Source organism: Nostoc sp. DedQUE08, from assembly GCF_034530895.1.
Taxonomy (GTDB): Bacteria; Cyanobacteriota; Cyanobacteriia; order Cyanobacteriales; family Nostocaceae; genus Nostoc.
The window spans coordinates 74,988-93,576 of the sequence record NZ_JAVRCD010000030.1 but is presented as its reverse complement, the minus strand read 5'-3'; the positions used below and the strand labels follow the sequence as shown (position 1 = coordinate 93,576).

Sequence of the window (18,589 nt, the reverse complement as noted above, 5' to 3'; positions counted from 1 at the left end):
GTTGCCCTACGCAAAAATAGCTCGATGCCAGGAACCATAATTTAATAAAAACCCCCAAGCTCAGATCAGAGCTTGGGGGTTTTTATTTCTCATGAATTGCGCTACTAATGCCACACAACACTTTTAGAGGCGATTCGATTGGGTTAATTCGATTGGGTTAAAGGTTTATCGCCTGTCACCTATCCTCCTTTGCTTGTCGTGCAGACATGATTTGCTTTTGCTGTTCTTGTAGCCAGTTTTCAAAGAGTTCATTCAACAGGCGCATTTTCATAAATTCATCCAGTTGTGCTGGAATAAATTTTTCTAAACGCAAAATCACAAACCATTCAGCGATACGGGTAGGGGGCAATATCTGACCTGGTTGACTACTAGAGAGCATTTGCACCATTATCGGATGTAGTGCATTCAGTTCAATCGGGCCTACCAAGCCACCAGTTTGGGCTTCCGGACCGAGTGAGTATTCCCGCGCCAAATCAGCAAAAGAGTTTTCTTTTGCCTGAATCCTAAAGTAGAGTTCTTGGGCAATTCCCACATCCTGGGTTCGCAGTAGGGAATAAATTACTTTGTCCAGTTTTGCCTTGGACTGAAAAAAGTAAGATTCCAGTTTATTACCCCAAGTGGCTTGCTTGAATTTTTCAATTTTCAGCTTACGAGTGGTAATAACTTCTAGTTGATCGGGAGTCAGCCCTTGATGTGCCATCCAAGCCTGGATATCTTCTTCATTTTTAAACTGTTTTTCAGCGTAAAACTGTTGTTTAGCTTGGGCTACTTCCTCAGGAGTACACTCTATAACTACCTTGGCGGAGCGTGAGTTTTGCTCTATCGCCTCATCAATGATTAATTCTCGCTGCAACTGTGGCAGCATTTGGTAACTTGCCAGTAAAGAAATCAATTCACTAGCTGTAATTGTACGATTACCGATTTGGATCGCTTCAGTCATTAGCTTTCGGTCATCTCAAGAATATTTAGTCTGTTAAAGAAGCTATACCTTAGCCCATTGTCTAGGAACTTTTACCTTAATTCTACAGGGTTAGGTATATTAACCTCACTTTCGCAATAATTAAATAGTTACTTGCTAACATACTTAAAAATATACAGTTTGTATGAGTTTTTATCAAAGATTATACGCAAATGCTAGCAGATATGAAGATAAAGATAAAAGACAGTTCTTGCTAGTACGACTTTAGAAGACAAAGTTTATAGACTGAGTTAGGGTGTTTTGAGGTTTCTATTATTTATTATACGTAGAGCCACAGTGGTATTAGTGTCGCGATTCTTCTCCCAACCTCGAAAGAGGGTTTAGTACATAAGGGTAGACGCCAAGTATTTTCATGAGTCCGCGTACCCCTACGCGAAAGCGTTCGCGCACCGTTTTGCATCTAAGCGTTTAGAATTTTCTCAAGTAGAGCAGGCATAATGTACTGAGGGCGACGCTCCTATGTTACTAAAGCTTCTTTACAAGACGCTGCGCGAACGCTATCAAGCATCTAGGGGGCCTGTTTACAAGTGTTTCGGGTATAAAGGGGGACGCCTTATATGCTGCCTTTTCAAATAAGGGTATTATGTATTTTATATTACATGAATTACGCAACTGGCACAGTACGATCGCTAGCCAGTAGTACAGAAGTATTTAATTACCCAGAATGTAGCTTGATTGGCTTTACTCGAATTAGTAATAATAATCAATGATGTATCTTGAAATAAATCATATTGCTTGCACTATATTAGTTTAGCTAAAACTGAAAAGTTTAGCTTATCAAACAGGTAAAACTATTTACAAGCTTAAGCACAATTTGCTTTTTAATTATTTAGTTGAGCAACAAAAACGTCCAGAAATTGCTATGTCTTCTGTGTAGTTTTTCGGTGCTCGGTGCGCTTCGCACACCATTGCTTGTGCCAGTTGCGTAAATCCTGAATAAATTCAAATTAAATCTTGTATCTGTGCCTAATTTGGAAGAATTAATCTTGCTGTAAAATACAGCATTAATATAGATAATTTTGTCTGGCAAGTGGGAATTATAGGTTAAAATTAAATATTACCACTTTACCTGATGATCAATTAGAAGTGCGATCGCCTGGTGTTGTGACTCGCATCGATCCAACAAAACTTCGCACCGATCCAGAATTAGGATTAGTCTTTACAATTCAAGATTTACAAACTCTCTTTGGCGTAACGGCAAAATTTGATATCAATGAATACGCCATAGTTTTAGATGTTCCAGGACTAGATCGATTTAGTGGCAAATTGGCAGAAACGGAAACTCCAATTCAACTAGAAGGATTACCACAGGTTGCACCTCAAAAATTTAGTATCGCTGCAATTGAACAGAAGGTAAATGCTAGCGGTAGTGCTAGCAGATCGACAAACTATAGAGGTGATTTTCTTGCTGTTGGTAGTGCTTTTGGTGGTTCGTGGTTCATCCGCACCGATCAACCAAATTTAGAAAATCCGCAAACTTGGAATATTGCCGAAGCGCAGTTTCTTCGACAAACTAATTCAACTGATTATTTTGTAGTTTCCCAGCCAACGTTTTGGCAGACTCAAGGAACAGGAGACTATTGGGGTTTTACATCCATTCAACGACAGGGGTTTGTACCACCTCAACCCTTCGGTGGTGGTTCTTCCGATCCTCGCCAACGGTTACAAGCAGATTCTATTGAACGGACAATTTCTGGTAAGGCTGAACCAGGTACATTAGCGCGATTGGTGCAAGGTTTTGGCGATCGCGTGATTGCCGAAATTTTAGTTGGTTCTTCTGGCATTTACCGTTTTGAAAATATTAAAAGCCAAAATCAATTTTTGGGCAACAATTATCGCATCTTGCTGTATCCCCAAGGACGACTCACCGCCCAACCAGAAATTCAAGAGGCTAGTTTTTCGACAGTACTAGGACAATTACCAGCAGGTGCTTCAGGATTAATCGTTTCTGGTGGCTGACGACGGGATTTTGTGGGAAATCAAAGTTTCTTGGGCAACTTTTCTGACTTTCAAGGCGGAATTGCTGGGCGTTGGGGTTTATCGGAAAATCTGACAGTAGGTTTAGGTGGAGTGTATGACGAATCGGCTAGAGCCTTAGCAGAATTATTTTGGCGTCCGGGAAAGTTACCTTTGCAGGTAGCAGTTTCAGCATTGACGGGTAATAGAATGTGAATACAGATATTCGCTATAATCCATCTTTCAGCTTGAGTACTGCATTTATTAGCGATCGCTTGTCTAGCCGTTTTAATCTAGATTGGCGAGTTTTGCCTCAATTTATTTTATTCACTAGTACTGACACACAAGCGATCGCAGGCGCACGGGTAGAAGCTATACAACCAGATCGGGGGACTCGGCGTTTTTCTGCCACCAACGGTGCTGGAGTCTATTATTTAGAAGGCTTACCACAGGGTAAATACACTCTACAAATCAACGGTAAATCTTTTGGTAGCTTGACATTGGAAGAGTCTTCTGAGGCATTTCAAGAGCTTAATTTACAACAGTCGGCAATCCCCTAAGAGACTTCCAAAAAATAAATTATCCCAAATTATATTTATATTATGGGCACACAGTTAGCTGTGCGACCCAAGCGAGAAGTATTAATACACGATGCATTTCTGGAAAAGACATTGTGGCATGTGTAGTAAGAAAGCAAATATCACTTGATGCTCAAGTTAGCTCAAGGGGGTCTAATGATTGATCGCTTTTTGAATCTAATTTTTATCGATTCCTTCGCTGTAGTAATTAACCTGACATTTGGTACATTACTTCGCACTAAAATCTGCAATTATTCATGGGATGGAGTTGTAAATGATGAACCTTCAACACCAGAAAGTAGCGCTAGTTCTTCTAAATCTCTACCATCCTTAGAAGAGGTACAAACTACTCCTCTTCGATGAAATCTGCCTGCTGTAGCGATTCTCATTTGAATAAAATATAGGCTTGCTTAGGGGCGTACATCTGTGCGCCTCTATGAAAATCTATATCGATCTGTGGTTAATTATATTGATTGTCACAAGCAATAAGGGACTTCCAAGTAAAAAAATATTCCATAGCAGAGGGACAAAGAAGAAAGAAGTCTAGTTGAGTAGACAAATTGGATAATTTATTTTTTGGAGTTCCCTAACTAAAATTTTAACGGGAATACGGTAAAATCCAGAGGTACTTTTATTGTTACCAAAGCGGGTTAAGAATGGAAGTAATATGATTAAGTTTTTGGCTGGGGGTGATGTTGCTCTTTCTGTGACGCTATTGTTTGTGATGTCATAGATGTGGGCTAGGCAACTCTAGTTTTGAATATAGTTGCAATAACTTTAGGTTTTGCGATCGCTACTTTAACCGGATTAGGAGAAAAACATGTTACAGCAATTACAGTAGAAATAGGAATTCAAAATCGGACATTAGCGATCGCGATCGCTTCTACACCTACGCTGCTGAATAGTCCTACAATGGCCATTCCTGGGGCAATTTATGGTCTGCTAATGTTTGTGACTGGTGCTGGATTTGCTTGGTGCGCTAGTCGTCGCCAAGACTTGTTGAAAGCATAAAAGTAGTTTGCCTCATGCTTTACAAGTATTTGTAGAAATTGAATTATCCAATCTTGTTACGTTGATGTTTCTAGCCTCTTCTGCTAAACCGATTGATGACAATCTCAAAAATTTTGTAGACGAAATTGAGGCGATATACTGGGCAAACTAGCCATCACCAAAGCTGGCATTTTTCATAGTAAAATTTTGGTTTTGAGTAATTGTGTAGGATTGAGAATACAGAATAGATAGCAATTCTATTTGATTTTTTAAAATTGAAAGTCTTAGATTATCGACCTCTCTAAGAGGGCGGTAATTTTATTGTTTGTGGGTAATACTACCCAACATAAGCAAAGCCGCAGAAGTTGATGATGATGTTCCTTCTCAGCATTTGGGAATACTAGACTTGGAAAACTTTGTTGGCAAAGGCAAGCAGTGGATGAACAACGCGCAAGTCAGAATCTATGAGCTATCAAAAGAATTGAATTTGGAGAACAAAGAGTTACTAGCAATTTGCGACCAACTCAACATCGTGGTCAAAAGCTATAGTAGCAAAATTTCAGAATTTGATGCAGGACGAATCCGTTTGGCTGCTAAAAAATATGCATCTACAAATGGGATACAACAGGAATTAGCTATAGCAAGTCATCAACCAACTTCACCAAAGACTATATCTCCAAATCGGCTTGCTCCCATTCACAAACAACAAACCTTGGAAATAAATCAACCCAAAATATTAACAAATCGTCCTTCTAAAACGCCAGAACTATCCGTTACTACATCTTTCCAAGCAAGTTGCTTAAATATTAAAACAGATTCGGAAAAATGGGGCTATGTCTTCTTAGGTTCTTCGGCAATTAATAGTTTAATCAGCAATTTTGAAAGTCAAGTAGTCCTTGAATCATATCGTGAACCTTGGCAGCGACAAGAGCGTGCTAACGAGTTAATATTTGATTTACTAGGTCAAGAGCCTCGCTTAGTATATGTACGCCGCAAGGGTGCGGGGCAAAATCCTGAAGAAGAAATTTGGGATTTAACCATAGCAACAGATCATGATGATTTTCAATTACCTGCAAGACTTGACAAGCTGGGAAAAACACTAGGATTCATAGTAGTTGTACAACAAAATGGAAGGGGCGGTTTAAAGGTACTATCTGCTAAGTTGCTAGAACTTTCACAGGGAAATGCTGATGGCTATACTGTACCTTATTATTTACGGTTGCTGCCTAATCATCAGTATCGTATTGATATTCCGTCAACGGCATTGGCACGGATGGCAGCTATGCCTATATGCGGCGACCATCTGCCTACAGAAGATCATCTGCGAATTTGGGAAGTATTTTTACAGATTGAGGAAAAAATCGCTAAAACACGCCAATTTTGTGTGCCTTTTTTCAGCCACAATGGCTTCGGAAAACGGATCACTTTTGAGATTGACGTAATCTCAGCTACTCTTGACGGTTCTGATGAAAATTCCTTGGCTGTGGAAAACTTCTGGGAACGGGTAAAACGAGCAAAAAATGAAGAGGTTAAGCTATTCGAGACTACTCCCAAAGGACAAAACTGGCGCAACAGCCGCCAATTAGGAATTATTGAAGAAGTTATTCCAAACAGTTGCATTATCCGCGTAAGGCTAGAACGCGATTTAGCAGACTACATGGCAGCAGGACGTTATCAGCTACCAGCTACCGGATTTTTGTTTTTTGAGGCAGTTGGTGACATCCAACAGATTAAACGCAAAAAAGAAGCCTTGGCACAATTAAGACAAGGACGCACCCAAAATCCCTATTTGGGAAACTTTTTATTCGACGCTTCCCAAGCAAGACCTATTGAAAAAACTGTCGAATTGCAACCAAAGGATTTGTTGTTATCCTCAGCTAATCATAGCCAGAAAGCAGCAGTAGAAACAGTGCTTGCAGCTGAAGATTTAGTTTTAATTCAAGGGCCACCAGGTACTGGGAAAACTACCGTAATTGCCGAGATTTGCTATCAAGTTGCTCTACGGGGTGGACGCACTCTAATTACTTCTCAAGCCAATTTAGCAGTAGATAACGCCCTGAGTCGATTAGTTCATAACCCACTAATTCGGGCTGTGCGAAAGGGAAACGCCGAAAGAGTTGGAGAACAAGGACAGCCGTTTTTAGAAAATCGAGTGATTGGCACATGGTTAGAAAATACTGCTACAGACTGCGAAAAAAATCTTGCTAAACACCTCGATAATGTAAGAGTTTTACGTGAATTGCTTGCAGCATCACAACGATTCACAGCATACCTGAAAGTAGAAGAGGTATTTAATAAAGAGCAGGATTTATTACAGACGCGTAAAGCAAATTTAGAGTCAACTTGTACGACCCAAAAAAATGAATATAATCAAGCCGCATCTCAACTGGCTGAGGTCGAATCTCTGAAAACTGCTTTAGAGGAGTTGCTGAATCAAGCACCTTCAGTAGACTGGCAAGATCCAGCACTTCTTAATTTGTGGGCTGGTCTGAATAAATACACATCTACAGACGCTTCCTTGCGAAACTTTGCTGCAAATCTTCGGTTAGCAATTAATTTGGCTTCTGAACTTGGTATAGTTCGTCCAAATCATAGCTTATTTGGTTTAGCTGGTTGGTTGCAGAAGACTGTAGTTTCTCGGATTACTGAAGTTGGCACAGCATTAGCCTACGCCAGTGATATAGCTATGGCAATGACCGAAGCGGAGTTAGCTGCACAAACTTACACACAAAATTCAGAATATCTTGCTCGCCTAAAGTCAAATCACCAACAATTGCTTGCTAACCAGCAAAGTTTGCACCAAAGAATTAGGAATCTACATAACCGTGAATCTGAGGTCAGTTTAGCAATAAATGACCTTGATATATGGCTGTCTACAGCTAATTTAAATATTGCCAATGTATTGACACAGTGCTTACAAAATCGTCAAGGGTTTACAGTTGACTTAATCTTATTACCTTCGGTATTACGAAGCATGACGATCGCAGATCAATATCTACCTTGGCAACAAAGTATTGATCGGTGTCAGTTGAAAGTCAATGAATTAATTCCAAATTATCGCCAATGGGATAGGGTACGCAGTCGGGTTACTGAAATCAGAAATTTACTTGTGCAGGGACGAAATATACTAGGTAATCGCTCAATCGATGAAGCTGCCATTTGCCAGGTGAGCGTTATTAACACGCTAGACCCTGTGGAATCTCTCATAAAGCTGAAGCAACTAGCACAAAATAGCATCGATGAGATTGAGAAACCACTAGGGGTCTGGGGTCGGATTATCGAATGGATACTTGCGTTTGCTGTCAACCAGCCAAGTTTGGATTCCATAGCTCAAAAATTACGTCCATATAGCCGCCGTTATGGTGCGGCGGTAACTCTTGAGGCTATTAGGAGACAAGCCCAGATTATACGTCAAACAGTTCAGCCTGTTGAAAGTGAATCCGCTATCTCCCAAATTACAGAGGAAGTGGTTAATGGTATAGTTACGAGTGCGCGTACATGGCTGAAGCAACTACAAACTGAAACAGAAATAAAGCAAAACCAGCTTGAGGTTCAATTAAATGAACAGATGAGGTTGGTGGCTAATGAGCAGCAAAAAATATCTGCTAATCAAGAGCAGCTAGAAAATTATCGCAGTGAAGCTGACTTCAAATTTCAAAGAGCGATCGCACTCTTACAAGAACTTTTCCCCTTCCCATACTTACCCAAAGAATTAAAACTTTTAGTGCAAGAATACCTCAATAATCCTTCAAATATTCTGACTAAAATACCACAATTTAGAGCAAAAATACGGGACTGGGAAAATCGTACCAAGCAACTTGATACTTTAATTTCCTTGATCGATCCTTTTGCTACACTTTCCACTAGCAAAGACCTGCTCATAGTTCGTATTACTAGCTTGCAGGAAATAACGGAAACCTACAAAAGCCAATTTATAGAAACTCAAAGTCAAATACAGACAATTGTTGAGCATTTACGGCAGCAATTAGAATACATATCAACTGAACGAATCTGGTGGCAGTCAATTTGGGAAACAATTCCTGGTAAATTCAAGCTTGAAGTTGATTCGACAGACTTGTTTAATTTGGACTTTTTACGCAGTATCAAGGTAAAGTTTGAATATTGGCAGCAGCAACTTCAAAATGAAGAATTTTATCTTAATCGATATCAGCACTTTGTTCAAGATTGGATAGGAAAATTAAGACAGCCAACGGAAAGCGGTCGCAACGATTTAAGGCGGATTTATCTAGATAATGCCAATGTCGTTGGTATCACTTGCGTTCAAGCTGCAAATTACAATTTTTCACAAGAATTCAAATACTTTGATGTCGTCATTATTGATGAAGTTAGTAAATGTACTCCTCCAGAGTTATTAATCCCCGCTTTGAAAGCCAAAAAGTTAGTCATGGTAGGCGACCATCGGCAATTACCACCCATGCTTGACACGAAGACTTTAGAGGAACTTTTTCAAGAGATTGGTAGCACAAATACAGAACTACAATTATTGCAAGAATCACTCTTTAAAATTCATTTTGAAAGTGCTAATAATAGCATCAAAGAAATGTTAAATATTCAATATCGAATGCACCCCATAATTATGGGAGCAATCAATCAGTTTTATGATGGTAAACTAGAATGTGGTATTTTAGAGCCGGATACAAAACGCGCACATAATTTAGCAGGCGAAATCATCAAAGAATCTCACCATCTTATTTGGATAAAAACGCCTGGAAGTAATAAGTTTCAAGAAGAAACGATAGGAACTTCATTTTTTAATATTCCAGAAATTAATGCAATTGAATATCTATGTAAGCAATTTGAGAGTACTTGGGCTTTTAGAGTTGCTAATGGTGAACCAAAAAAAGAAATCGCCGTGATTACTTTTTATGGCGCTCAACTCAGAAAAATTGATGAACGCCTGCAATCTAAAGATTTCCCATCGTTGCAAATCACCACTGGTACAGTAGACCGATTTCAAGGTATGGAACGACCTATTGTAATTGTGAGTATGGTTCGCAATAATAGTAGAGGAGATGTGGGATTTGCTAAGAAACCAGAACGAGTTAATGTTGCATTTTCCCGCGCTCAAGAACTATTAGTCATTGTGGGTTGTCATTCGCTATTTACTCAGCAGCGTGGACAAGTCGGAGGTATGTACTCCAATGTTTCAAATATCGTGCGTCTACATGGAGGTTTCATTGATGTTTCTCGCCTCTTCTGCTAAACCTATTGATGAAACTCTCAAAAAATTGGTAGACGAAATAGAAGCGCAAAGTCCTAGTTTATCAGTTTTAGCAGCGCGTCAATTCCGTTATAGTTTACGTCAAACTCCGGTAGAAGTAAATATCAAGGAACCCCGCCAGTTTAACGTACTTGAAGAATTTATTATCCGCGCCGCTATTGAATTTCAACCTCCGCCAACAGAGGATGAATTAGCATCTGTACTTGGGCTTGATTCTGTTTTTATTAAAACTACTACTACAACTCTTCGTTCCTTACAAACTCTATCACCTACATCGCCACTAACAGTTACTGCTGAAGGTCACTCATTTTATGAAAAAGGGTCTGTACCACAGCCACCATATCCTATACAAATTTATGCTATTACAGACCCTTTAAGCAATAAGATAACCTTTCAATCTGAATCCTTAAATGAGACAACGATAACTTTACCTGACTTGGCAGACTTTATCACTATTGATCATACAATTGCTGATATTGCTTCCTTCCCCCTTGAGGAAATCCAAAAAAGTGTTCAAGCTTCAGGTTTAGCACTTCATGTACCAGAAGAGGGAAAAATAGTAACTTCCTATAGGGTACTAGCTTCGACTCAAAAATTTTGGAGAAAGATATCGCTTTTCGTTATCTTTGATGCTCTTGAAGATAAATTGAACATTCAAATAAGAAATGGAAAGCAAATTTTAGAGTCAGCATCAAATTGCTTAGAACTACTACATACTGAAGGTAAAATATCTTTGCAAGCATTATGTAAATTGTCAACCGAAACCATCAATTTTGAACGTCAAGCCATTCTCAAGCAGAAAAATACTGAAATAGAAGCTCGGCTTGAAAATATTCGCAAAAAGGCGCTAGAAGCTGCCACAAAAACTACTAGTGATGGAGATAACTATAAAGCGTTAGGTGAAGCCGTGCAGTTACGCGATGGACAAATTAGCTTGGTTTTTTCAGAAGTTTTAAATTCGGCTAAAAGTCAGATTCTAATCTATTCTCCTTGGGTAAATCAGGCAGTTGTCAATGAAAAATTTCTAATCTTGTTACAGAAATTAGCTAATCGCGGAGTTCGGATTTTAATTGGACATGGAATTGCGCGGCGACAAGAAGATGAAGATAAACCAATTCCACCAGAAGTAGAGAAAAAACTTCGAGCAATCAAAACACCTGATGGTTTACCATCTGTACAAGTTTTTTGGTTAGGAGATTCCCATGTTAAAGAAGTAATAGTTGATAAAGAAATTCATCTTTGCGGATCTCATAACTGGTTATCCTATCGCGGCGATTACTTACCACGAGGTGAGTCAGTTTATAAAGTTACAATTCCACATCAAGTTCAGGAAGCTTATGAATTTCTCGCTAATCGCTTCCAAAATCACGCTCAACAATTATGGCAAAATGCTCTCGAAAACCGTGATTCTCAACTGGCTGTAGAGTCTTTATGTATGTGGGGTGCGCTAGGTATGGAAGATATTGCACTCAAAGAGATACAGAAAAACAATTGGCTTGAACTTCTGCCTGTATGGTTGAATGTAGCAATACAGGGATTAAAATCAAAAAACTTATCAGGTGATTCAGCAAGTTTTAAAACTGCACTTTCGTTGCTGAGTCAAGTTTCTATCGAAGAGGCTTTTATTGATTTATTGCAACAGGAATGGCGTAAAGTTATCGGCGCGATCGCAATTAACAATCCCGAAACTGCTTTAAATTTACTTAGTGATGAAGTATGGGCGCAGTTTATACGTCTCAAGATTGTTCAAGAGAGTGATTCACCCAATGATTTTATTTTGTAGCATTATGTAACCTACACTAGAAGATTTTTCCTACTCCAATAGTAATAATTTCTCAAAGACAATCCAGAAATATGCCGTCTGAAATATACCGTCTTGATTTCGCGGGGATTGTCAATTAAATGATTCTTAACCTTTGATTGACTTAAAGATAGATCCAGAGATTCGTCTTGTTCGATACAATTTATAGGTAGAGAGAGCCGAGGAGAACAAGGTGGTCTTATTAAAAGGCTTTGAGATTGAGATGTACACGGGCACGCCTCAAGGTGAAATCGTCGGTCTCTCCGACAAAATTGTTGCGGCTTTGGATGGATTTATGCGCGAACCAGATAGCCGCAACGTCGAGTACATAACTCAACCATCCCATAATTACGAAAATTTATTGTGTGCCTTGCTGCGTCCCCGGCGGGAGTTGCGAAACTACCTCAATCGTTTGGGCGATTACACCTTAATACCAGGGAGTACTTTGTCTTTGGGTGGGGGCGATCGCTTTCTCCGTTCCGATCCAGCAAACCCCTATCATGATTACATTGAGAACACCTACGGCACGAAAGTAGTCACCGCTAGCGTACACATCAATGTCGGCATCAGCGACCCAGAAGTATTGATGCGGGCGTGTCGGGTAATCCGTATGGAAGCGCCCTTATTTCTCGCCCTCAGCGCCTCATCTCCGTTCTTGGATGGCAAAGCTACTGGCTATCACTCCACCCGTTGGGGCGTTTTCCCACAAACGCCCAGCCATGTGCCCTTATTTGCCAGCCACGCCGATCATATCCAGTGGGTGGAAGATCAACTCGTTGCCGGAACCATGCAAAATGTAAGGCATTTGTGGGCATCGGTGCGACCAAATGGCGATCGCCGTCCTTATGACTTGAATCGCCTAGAACTGCGAATTTGCGATTTAGTCACAGATCCCATTGCCTTATTGGCTATTACTGCCTTATTAGAAGCGCGTTTGTTGCAAATAATCGAAAACCCCAGCATCGATCCGTTAACCCAAAGCACTTTCTCTGCTGAAGAACTCGTCACCCTGACTGCTGACAACGAAGCTGCTGCTGCTGCTGGTAGTCTTGATGCTCAGTTGAGGCATTGGCAAGATGGCAGAAGTATTGTAGCCAGAGATTGGATTGCCGAAATTTACCAAGATGTTTGGGCGATCGCCAAGCAACAAGGTTTTAGCTGTTTCCTTTCGCCTTTGCACAAAATCCTCCGCGAAGGCAATGAAGCTCAACAGTGGTTGCAATTACACGCAGTCGGTTTTGACAGCCAACGCGTCATCACTCAGGCTATTATTGCCACCCAAGAGCGCGAAATCGAACTCGAAGACAAATTATGTTCGTCTCTGCTGGGTTAACTCAAAAGACATTGGGGATTGAGCATTGAGAAAACACTTTGTTTTATCCCCTTATCTCTCCACTTTCGTCTTCATACAAATGGTAGATTTTTTTGCAGGCACTACCAGCCCTAAAAAATACAAGTACTTACTTTGTCTACACAACACTTAATATTTCCCGATTGTAGCCAAATATCCTCTCAGGCATTGATCTGGGATAGTTTGTACTTCCTTTTAAAAATCTAATCGATAGAGGATGCTTGATTATTATTAACAAAACCTATGAATAGCCTCTACCTTTTGGTAGATTTAACATTGACCATAATTTTTTTATACAATACTTAAATTATACGGATAATGCCTCAGGTAGTTTTAGTGAACCCGCAGATACCTCCTAATACAGGTAATATTGCCCGTACTTGTGCAGCTACAGGTACAGAGTTGCATTTGGTGGGGCCTTTGGGGTTTGAAATTAGCGATCGCTACCTCAAAAGAGCCGGCTTAGATTACTGGCCTTATGTCAAACTACACTATCACGAATCACTAGAAGCCTTTAAAACCGTACATCAGAGGCGTGGCGGCAGATGGTTGGGTTATACGGTTAATGGAAATTGTAATTATGTAAGCTTTCAGTTTCAACCTGATGATTGGCTACTGTTTGGTAGTGAAACCACAGGCTTACCACCAGCAATTCTGTCAGATTGCGATGCTACCGTCTATATTCCCATGAGCCAACCAGGGGTTCGCAGCTTGAACCTGTCAGTGAGTGTAGCAATAGGCTTATTTGAAACCCGTCGTCAGTTAGGCTATTTAGAATAGTTGTTTACATGACTGCTTATAAGTGTATTTACTTATAAGCTTTCCAGAAACCTATTAGACGATTTATTTGTGACTGCAAAAATTTTCTTGATGACAGCAAGAATATGTAAAACAAGATACCAAAAATTGGGTTTATTCGCGAAATGTAGTGGAAGATACTTACAAGTATAGTAAGGTTATTATAAGAAATTTGTATATGAAACTTGGGATATTGCCGAATTTGAATGATAGATTTTGATGAATTTAAAACATCCTAAACTAGGAACGAAATTGCTAAAATCCAGTCATGTATTACATTTGAGCTATTTTTGCTCGATCGAGGACAGAAATCAGCCCAAAAGTAGCCGATAGTTAATACGGTTGTTTTTTAGGGAATAATCAACGTAAAGTCTCGTGTTGATGAAGACGGATGGGGTAGAAATATCTTGAAGATATCTACAGCAGGGGGCATAACTTTTCCAGAAGTCGCCGCAATTTAATTTTCAGCAGCGACTTGGACTTGGCAAATAATTTGTCCAGTCCCCGCGATTGACGCAAGACAAGCGCGGATAATGGTAAAGAGTAAAATCGTCCTAAGTGGTGTTAGGAGTGGTTCGGACAAGTAAACACAGCAAAATTTAAGTTTTGCAAACAGATGTGAACTTGTCTAAATCAGAGAAGCAGGTTAATCTTGCGTAAGCATCTCTGGTGAATGTGATCTCGATCTATCATTTGTTGCGATCTAAATCATTGACTAGTATCCAACTGAAAAATCGAGGTTAGTTAAGCGCTAGTGATCGTAAGGAGGTCGTCTTTGAAACGAGCATTGAAAAAGAGAGTAAAAGCTGTGTTGAACAATACCCCTAGCAGCGATGATGCCCCGGTAGAACTGCTAAATGTGATGAATCCAAAAGTGAACAGCCGGGTGCGGACAAAAGCGGCGATGATTGGCTTGGCAATCTCTATGGGAGCAACCAGCCTTTTGGTGACTCGACAAAGCGATCAAGCCCAAGCAGCGGTGCCCGTAGGTAGCCAAAAGGCAACTTCAGCGATTCCTGCTGTTCCTGACACCGAGGTGAAATTCGCCTCCACTAAGCTGGAGTCCCAAGCAATCTCATCAGCGAGCGTGCCGGAAAATCCTGTAATCGTGGAACCAACGGCAGTATCACAAGTGCCTGGGCTTGAAGCTAAATGGCAAGTCGCGGCAAGTGGAATATCTTTGCAAGTTCCTGCACCAAACAAGTTTTCTCAAACAACAGCAGGTTATAAAAATTCCACTAACCTGAAGCCCAAAATGGCACAGGGATTGAACAATACCTTAGCCGAAACTAGTTTTCCAACAGTCAATAAGCTGTCTGACTATAGTGCTGATGGTGTTGATAGTACAAATACATCACTAACTGCCCAGCCACAAACAGTGGCAACGTCAACCGCAGTTAACAGTGAAATAAATGCACAACTTAAGGCGCAACAAGAGTTCGCACTAAATCGCTTACAAGAAAAATCGAACCGTTTAAGAAAGAGTCTGGCGCAGTTGCAGTCTGGAGAGACCAAAAATTTATCAAAAGCTGATATAGAATTGGCGCAGCCGACAACTGTGGTTGAGAAGACTGCATTAGCAGTCCAGTCAGACACTTCTAGCGATCCAAGCCAAGCGAACCTGGTATCGAAGTTAAAACAGAAGACAAGTGCATCTGTACCATCGGCGCCAATAGTGATTGCCTCCTCGACGCATACAGCTTATGAAGTTAAACCTGGAGATACACTAGCAGCGATCGCTAGCAGATACAACACTTCAGTATCAGAACTAGTTAAAGCAAATAACCTCAATAATCCCAATGAACTGCGAATTAGTCAAAAACTAGTTATTCCTGCGGTTCAAACTCCTGCGGTTCAAATTCCTGCGGTTCAAATTCCTGCGGTTAAAGTTGAGGCAACTGTAGCGAGTCAGCCCACTTTTGTAGAGTCTAGCAAAACTCCTAATGTTGCTACCTCCCCTTTGAATATTGGTAGTGCTAACTCATATCTACCTAGTTCACCATCACCAACTATTGCCGACAACAGTAGCGTTGCCGTCCCTGCACCGGTAACTGTACAGATTCAGGCAAATAGTGCAACCGACTTAGAAACTGCCCCCCCTACAGCTAAGTCTTATGGCGTCGGTGGTGACATTCCAGTGCCACAAGCTTTTGCCGAGATGCAACAGCCGAAGACACCAGCAAATAGGGTAGCAAGGGTAAACAATAACAATAATGACCGTTTGCGGGGCTTACAAGCGGAAATCCAGAGGTTACAGCAGAAATATCGCGCTCAACAGTCTGGTAATTTAGTTGTGCCAGCAGCAGCGATCGAAGCAAATAATGCTGCTATACTCACTCCTATTTCTACGCCCAATAATTTAAGTGTACCTAACCCTGCATCTAGACCGAATAGTGTAGCAATACCAATTCCAGTTCCGACACCGATTCGGGCTAACTATAGCGTTCAGCCTAAGTCCCAATTCCATACTACTGTACGCCCTACCGAAGTAGTAAACCCAGAATTCTTGCCTAATCTGGGTTCTGCTAGCCAGTGGACTCCCTCTCGCACTCAATCTGCCACAAGGGTGGCAACGCCTCCTGGAAAAGTAAATGCCTCTGACTCCTTAGGAAAGATGCGAGGAACCACAGTTTCTCCACAGGTATTACCACCTTTGGCAGCAGTGGATCAATATCTTCCCAGACCCATTGACGAACTTACACCTCCTCCATCTTCCTCAACCTTAGCTTACACCTGGCCAGCAAAGGGAACCCTAACTTCTGGCTATGGCTGGCGCTGGGGTAGAATGCACAAAGGAATTGACGTTGCTAACTCCACTGGCACGCCAGTTGTAGCTTCAGCTGAGGGGACGATAGAAAAAGCTGGCTGGAACAATGGTGGCTATGGCAACCTCGTCGAAATCCGCCATCCTGATGGCAGCACGACTCGCTATGCTCATAACAGCAAGATTCTGGTGCAACCTGGTCAAGCAGTACATCAAGGAGAAACAATTGCTTTAATGGGTAGCACTGGTCACAGTACTGGGCCACACACCCACTTTGAAATCCATCCATCAGGCAAGGGTGCTGTTAACCCAATAGCTATGTTACCGCAACGCCTATAATTCTTGGCTGTCTGTAACTAAATCATTGCTTTGTTAGTTGAGGGAGTCTACCTCCCTCTTCTACTTTTATTACCTCAATAAGGATGAAAGTTCTAACAAAATTGCCAAATGGACTAGTCTTGAGCAAATTTCTATGCTACATTAGTTAATGATTTTGAAAAACATGGCTCAGTAGCTCAGTTGGTTAGAGCACGGGACTCATAAGCCTGGGGTCGTTGGTTCAACTCCGACCTGAGCCATTTTGAAAAAGCAATAACAAAATAGGGGTTTCAACTCCTAGTGTACATTCACAAATTAATGTCGCTATTTCACTAATTGGTGTTGTAGTTCATTCGAGATAACCGCTCACAAACTAATGTCGCAATATTAGAGACTTATCGACTGTCTACAGTGACTTGTTAGGACAAGTTCTCTTAATCAATAATGCTTTTGATATTCTGCCATTTCTGCAAAGGATATAAAACATTGCTGGCATTGTCCGCTTATCCATAAAGCCAGAATAGGAAAGGGTTTTTCACAGACAGGGCATTTTGATAACAAGCCTAACTGATGGCGATCGCATCCACATAACTTAATATAGGTGTCTTGACTTAAATTGCATAAACTTGCATAATAATAAAGCTAATACAATTTATAAAACTAATTAGTAAGCTTTTTAAGCTTATCTACTAGTAGTTTTGGGGTTATAGCGCAGTTGGTAGCGCACCTCAATGGCATTGAGGGGGTCAGCGGTTCGAATCCGCTTAGCTCCACTATTAAAACACAGCTGTTCAAAACCTGTTTTTGTGATTTAAAGGAGAAGTTGGACAACTTCTGCAACTTTATCTTCCAAATCAAGCAAGATCATGCTTGAAATCACAACTAGTTTCAGTTTCTTAAATACGCCCCCACATTAAGATGCGCTTGTAGGGAAAAAAGAACGGACGCTCATCCTCTAATAACTCGAATAGCTTCTGCTGATAGCGTTCGACAAATCTCTCATAGGTTTGGGCATCCAGTAGGGACTCATAAGCCGTTAGCAATGTCCCGCGATACCACTCCACTACGGCTTCTCGTGAGGGCAACACATGCCCATAAATTTGAAGCTTGACTTCCTGCCGGACAAACCCCAATTTATAAAGCATTCGGGCGTATGTTTCTGGAGGAAGTACCTCTAAACGCCGCACATATCCTCTTAATTCTTGACTGAATTCCTGTGCAGTCTCAACTGCTATCTGATGCACTGGCTCACTATCCATCGTTGGTATTTGTACGGCAAGCTGTCCACCAGGTCGCAGTTTTGCCCGCAATTTCTCAAATAAAACCTCATGTCCCGTCAACCACTGCAATGCTGCATTAGAAAAAATCACATCAAACTCCCCATCTATTGGGTTTTTCTCAATCCGTCCTTGCTCAAACCGTAGTCCATTGCCTTCAAACTGACGCGCCTTTTCCAGCATTTTCTCAGAAGCATCTATCCCTAAAGTCTCCTGTGCTGCTAACGTTTCATGCAGATATTTAGTTAACTTTCCGGTTCCACACCCTAAATCAAGAACTCGTAAGTTTTCTTGCCGATGTACCATGTCTACCAAGTCGTAGAATGGACGACTTCTTTCAGCTTGAAATCGTTCGTATAGTTCTGGATTCCATTTATCTGACATATTTTTATAATTCGTAATTCGTAATTTATAAAGCCGTATTTTCTGATGTAAATGACAAAAAACGATATCGTCAGAAATTGCGGGTTGAAATTTGCTTAAGATACGTCATAAGGTGTCGCAGCTACGCCCGTCGTAGACATCCCACTCAATT

At 40.9% G+C, this 18,589-nt stretch carries 12 protein-coding genes and 2 tRNA genes; 12 read left to right on the top strand and 2 right to left on the bottom strand.

The window, feature by feature from the left end; translation table 11 throughout:
• Nucleotides 1-175: 175 nt before the first annotated feature.
• Complete coding sequence (locus RMY64_RS20320; protein ID WP_322674331.1) at nucleotides 176-940, bottom strand: peptidylprolyl isomerase; 765 nt, start codon at nucleotides 938-940, stop codon at nucleotides 176-178.
• Between the two features lie 1,125 nt (nucleotides 941-2,065).
• Between RMY64_RS20320 and RMY64_RS20315 the strand changes: the two genes are divergently transcribed.
• The 12 genes from RMY64_RS20315 to RMY64_RS20260 all read left to right on the top strand — a co-directional run bounded on the left by RMY64_RS20315 (nucleotide 2,066) and on the right by RMY64_RS20260 (nucleotide 17,550).
• Nucleotides 2,066-2,938 carry a hypothetical protein gene (locus tag RMY64_RS20315; RefSeq protein WP_322674332.1) on the top strand — a complete coding sequence of 291 codons (873 nt, stop codon included), beginning with the start codon at nucleotides 2,066-2,068 and terminating at the stop codon, nucleotides 2,936-2,938.
• A gap of 12 nt (nucleotides 2,939-2,950) precedes the next feature.
• The gene (locus RMY64_RS20310) at nucleotides 2,951-3,151 is read left to right on the top strand and encodes a hypothetical protein (protein ID WP_322674333.1); all 201 of its coding nucleotides are present in this window, start codon (nucleotides 2,951-2,953) and stop codon (nucleotides 3,149-3,151) included.
• Complete coding sequence (locus RMY64_RS20305; RefSeq protein ID WP_322674334.1) at nucleotides 3,148-3,495, top strand: carboxypeptidase-like regulatory domain-containing protein; 348 nt, start codon at nucleotides 3,148-3,150, stop codon at nucleotides 3,493-3,495. The genes RMY64_RS20310 and RMY64_RS20305 overlap by 4 nt, the downstream gene beginning before the upstream one ends.
• A gap of 174 nt (nucleotides 3,496-3,669) precedes the next feature.
• Nucleotides 3,670-3,876 carry a hypothetical protein gene (locus RMY64_RS20300; RefSeq protein WP_322674335.1) on the top strand — a complete coding sequence of 69 codons (207 nt, stop codon included), beginning with the start codon at nucleotides 3,670-3,672 and terminating at the stop codon, nucleotides 3,874-3,876.
• A gap of 393 nt (nucleotides 3,877-4,269) precedes the next feature.
• A complete protein-coding gene (locus tag RMY64_RS20295; protein ID WP_322674336.1) occupies nucleotides 4,270-4,524 on the top strand; it encodes a hypothetical protein in 255 nt (84 codons plus the stop codon).
• 418 nt (nucleotides 4,525-4,942) lie between these two features.
• The gene (locus RMY64_RS20290; RefSeq protein ID WP_322700954.1) at nucleotides 4,943-9,727 is read left to right on the top strand and encodes a translation initiation factor IF-2 N-terminal domain-containing protein; all 4,785 of its coding nucleotides are present in this window, start codon (nucleotides 4,943-4,945) and stop codon (nucleotides 9,725-9,727) included.
• Nucleotides 9,705-11,528 carry a hypothetical protein gene (locus tag RMY64_RS20285; protein ID WP_322674337.1) on the top strand — a complete coding sequence of 608 codons (1,824 nt, stop codon included), beginning with the start codon at nucleotides 9,705-9,707 and terminating at the stop codon, nucleotides 11,526-11,528. The genes RMY64_RS20290 and RMY64_RS20285 overlap by 23 nt, the downstream gene beginning before the upstream one ends.
• Nucleotides 11,529-11,739: 211 nt before the next feature.
• The gene (gshA, locus tag RMY64_RS20280; RefSeq protein ID WP_322674338.1) at nucleotides 11,740-12,879 is read left to right on the top strand and encodes a glutamate--cysteine ligase; all 1,140 of its coding nucleotides are present in this window, start codon (nucleotides 11,740-11,742) and stop codon (nucleotides 12,877-12,879) included.
• Between the two features lie 336 nt (nucleotides 12,880-13,215).
• The gene (locus tag RMY64_RS20275; RefSeq protein WP_322674339.1) at nucleotides 13,216-13,677 is read left to right on the top strand and encodes a tRNA (cytidine(34)-2'-O)-methyltransferase; all 462 of its coding nucleotides are present in this window, start codon (nucleotides 13,216-13,218) and stop codon (nucleotides 13,675-13,677) included.
• A gap of 793 nt (nucleotides 13,678-14,470) precedes the next feature.
• The gene (locus tag RMY64_RS20270) at nucleotides 14,471-16,798 is read left to right on the top strand and encodes a peptidoglycan DD-metalloendopeptidase family protein (protein WP_322674340.1); all 2,328 of its coding nucleotides are present in this window, start codon (nucleotides 14,471-14,473) and stop codon (nucleotides 16,796-16,798) included.
• A 165-nt stretch (nucleotides 16,799-16,963) separates the two neighbouring features.
• Nucleotides 16,964-17,037 (top strand) — tRNA-Met (locus RMY64_RS20265).
• 440 nt (nucleotides 17,038-17,477) lie between these two features.
• Nucleotides 17,478-17,550 (top strand) — tRNA-Ala (locus RMY64_RS20260).
• Between the two features lie 123 nt (nucleotides 17,551-17,673).
• Here the strand turns inward: RMY64_RS20260 and RMY64_RS20255 are convergent.
• Complete coding sequence (locus tag RMY64_RS20255) at nucleotides 17,674-18,438, bottom strand: methyltransferase domain-containing protein (RefSeq protein WP_322674341.1); 765 nt, start codon at nucleotides 18,436-18,438, stop codon at nucleotides 17,674-17,676.
• Nucleotides 18,439-18,589 lie beyond the last annotated feature (151 nt).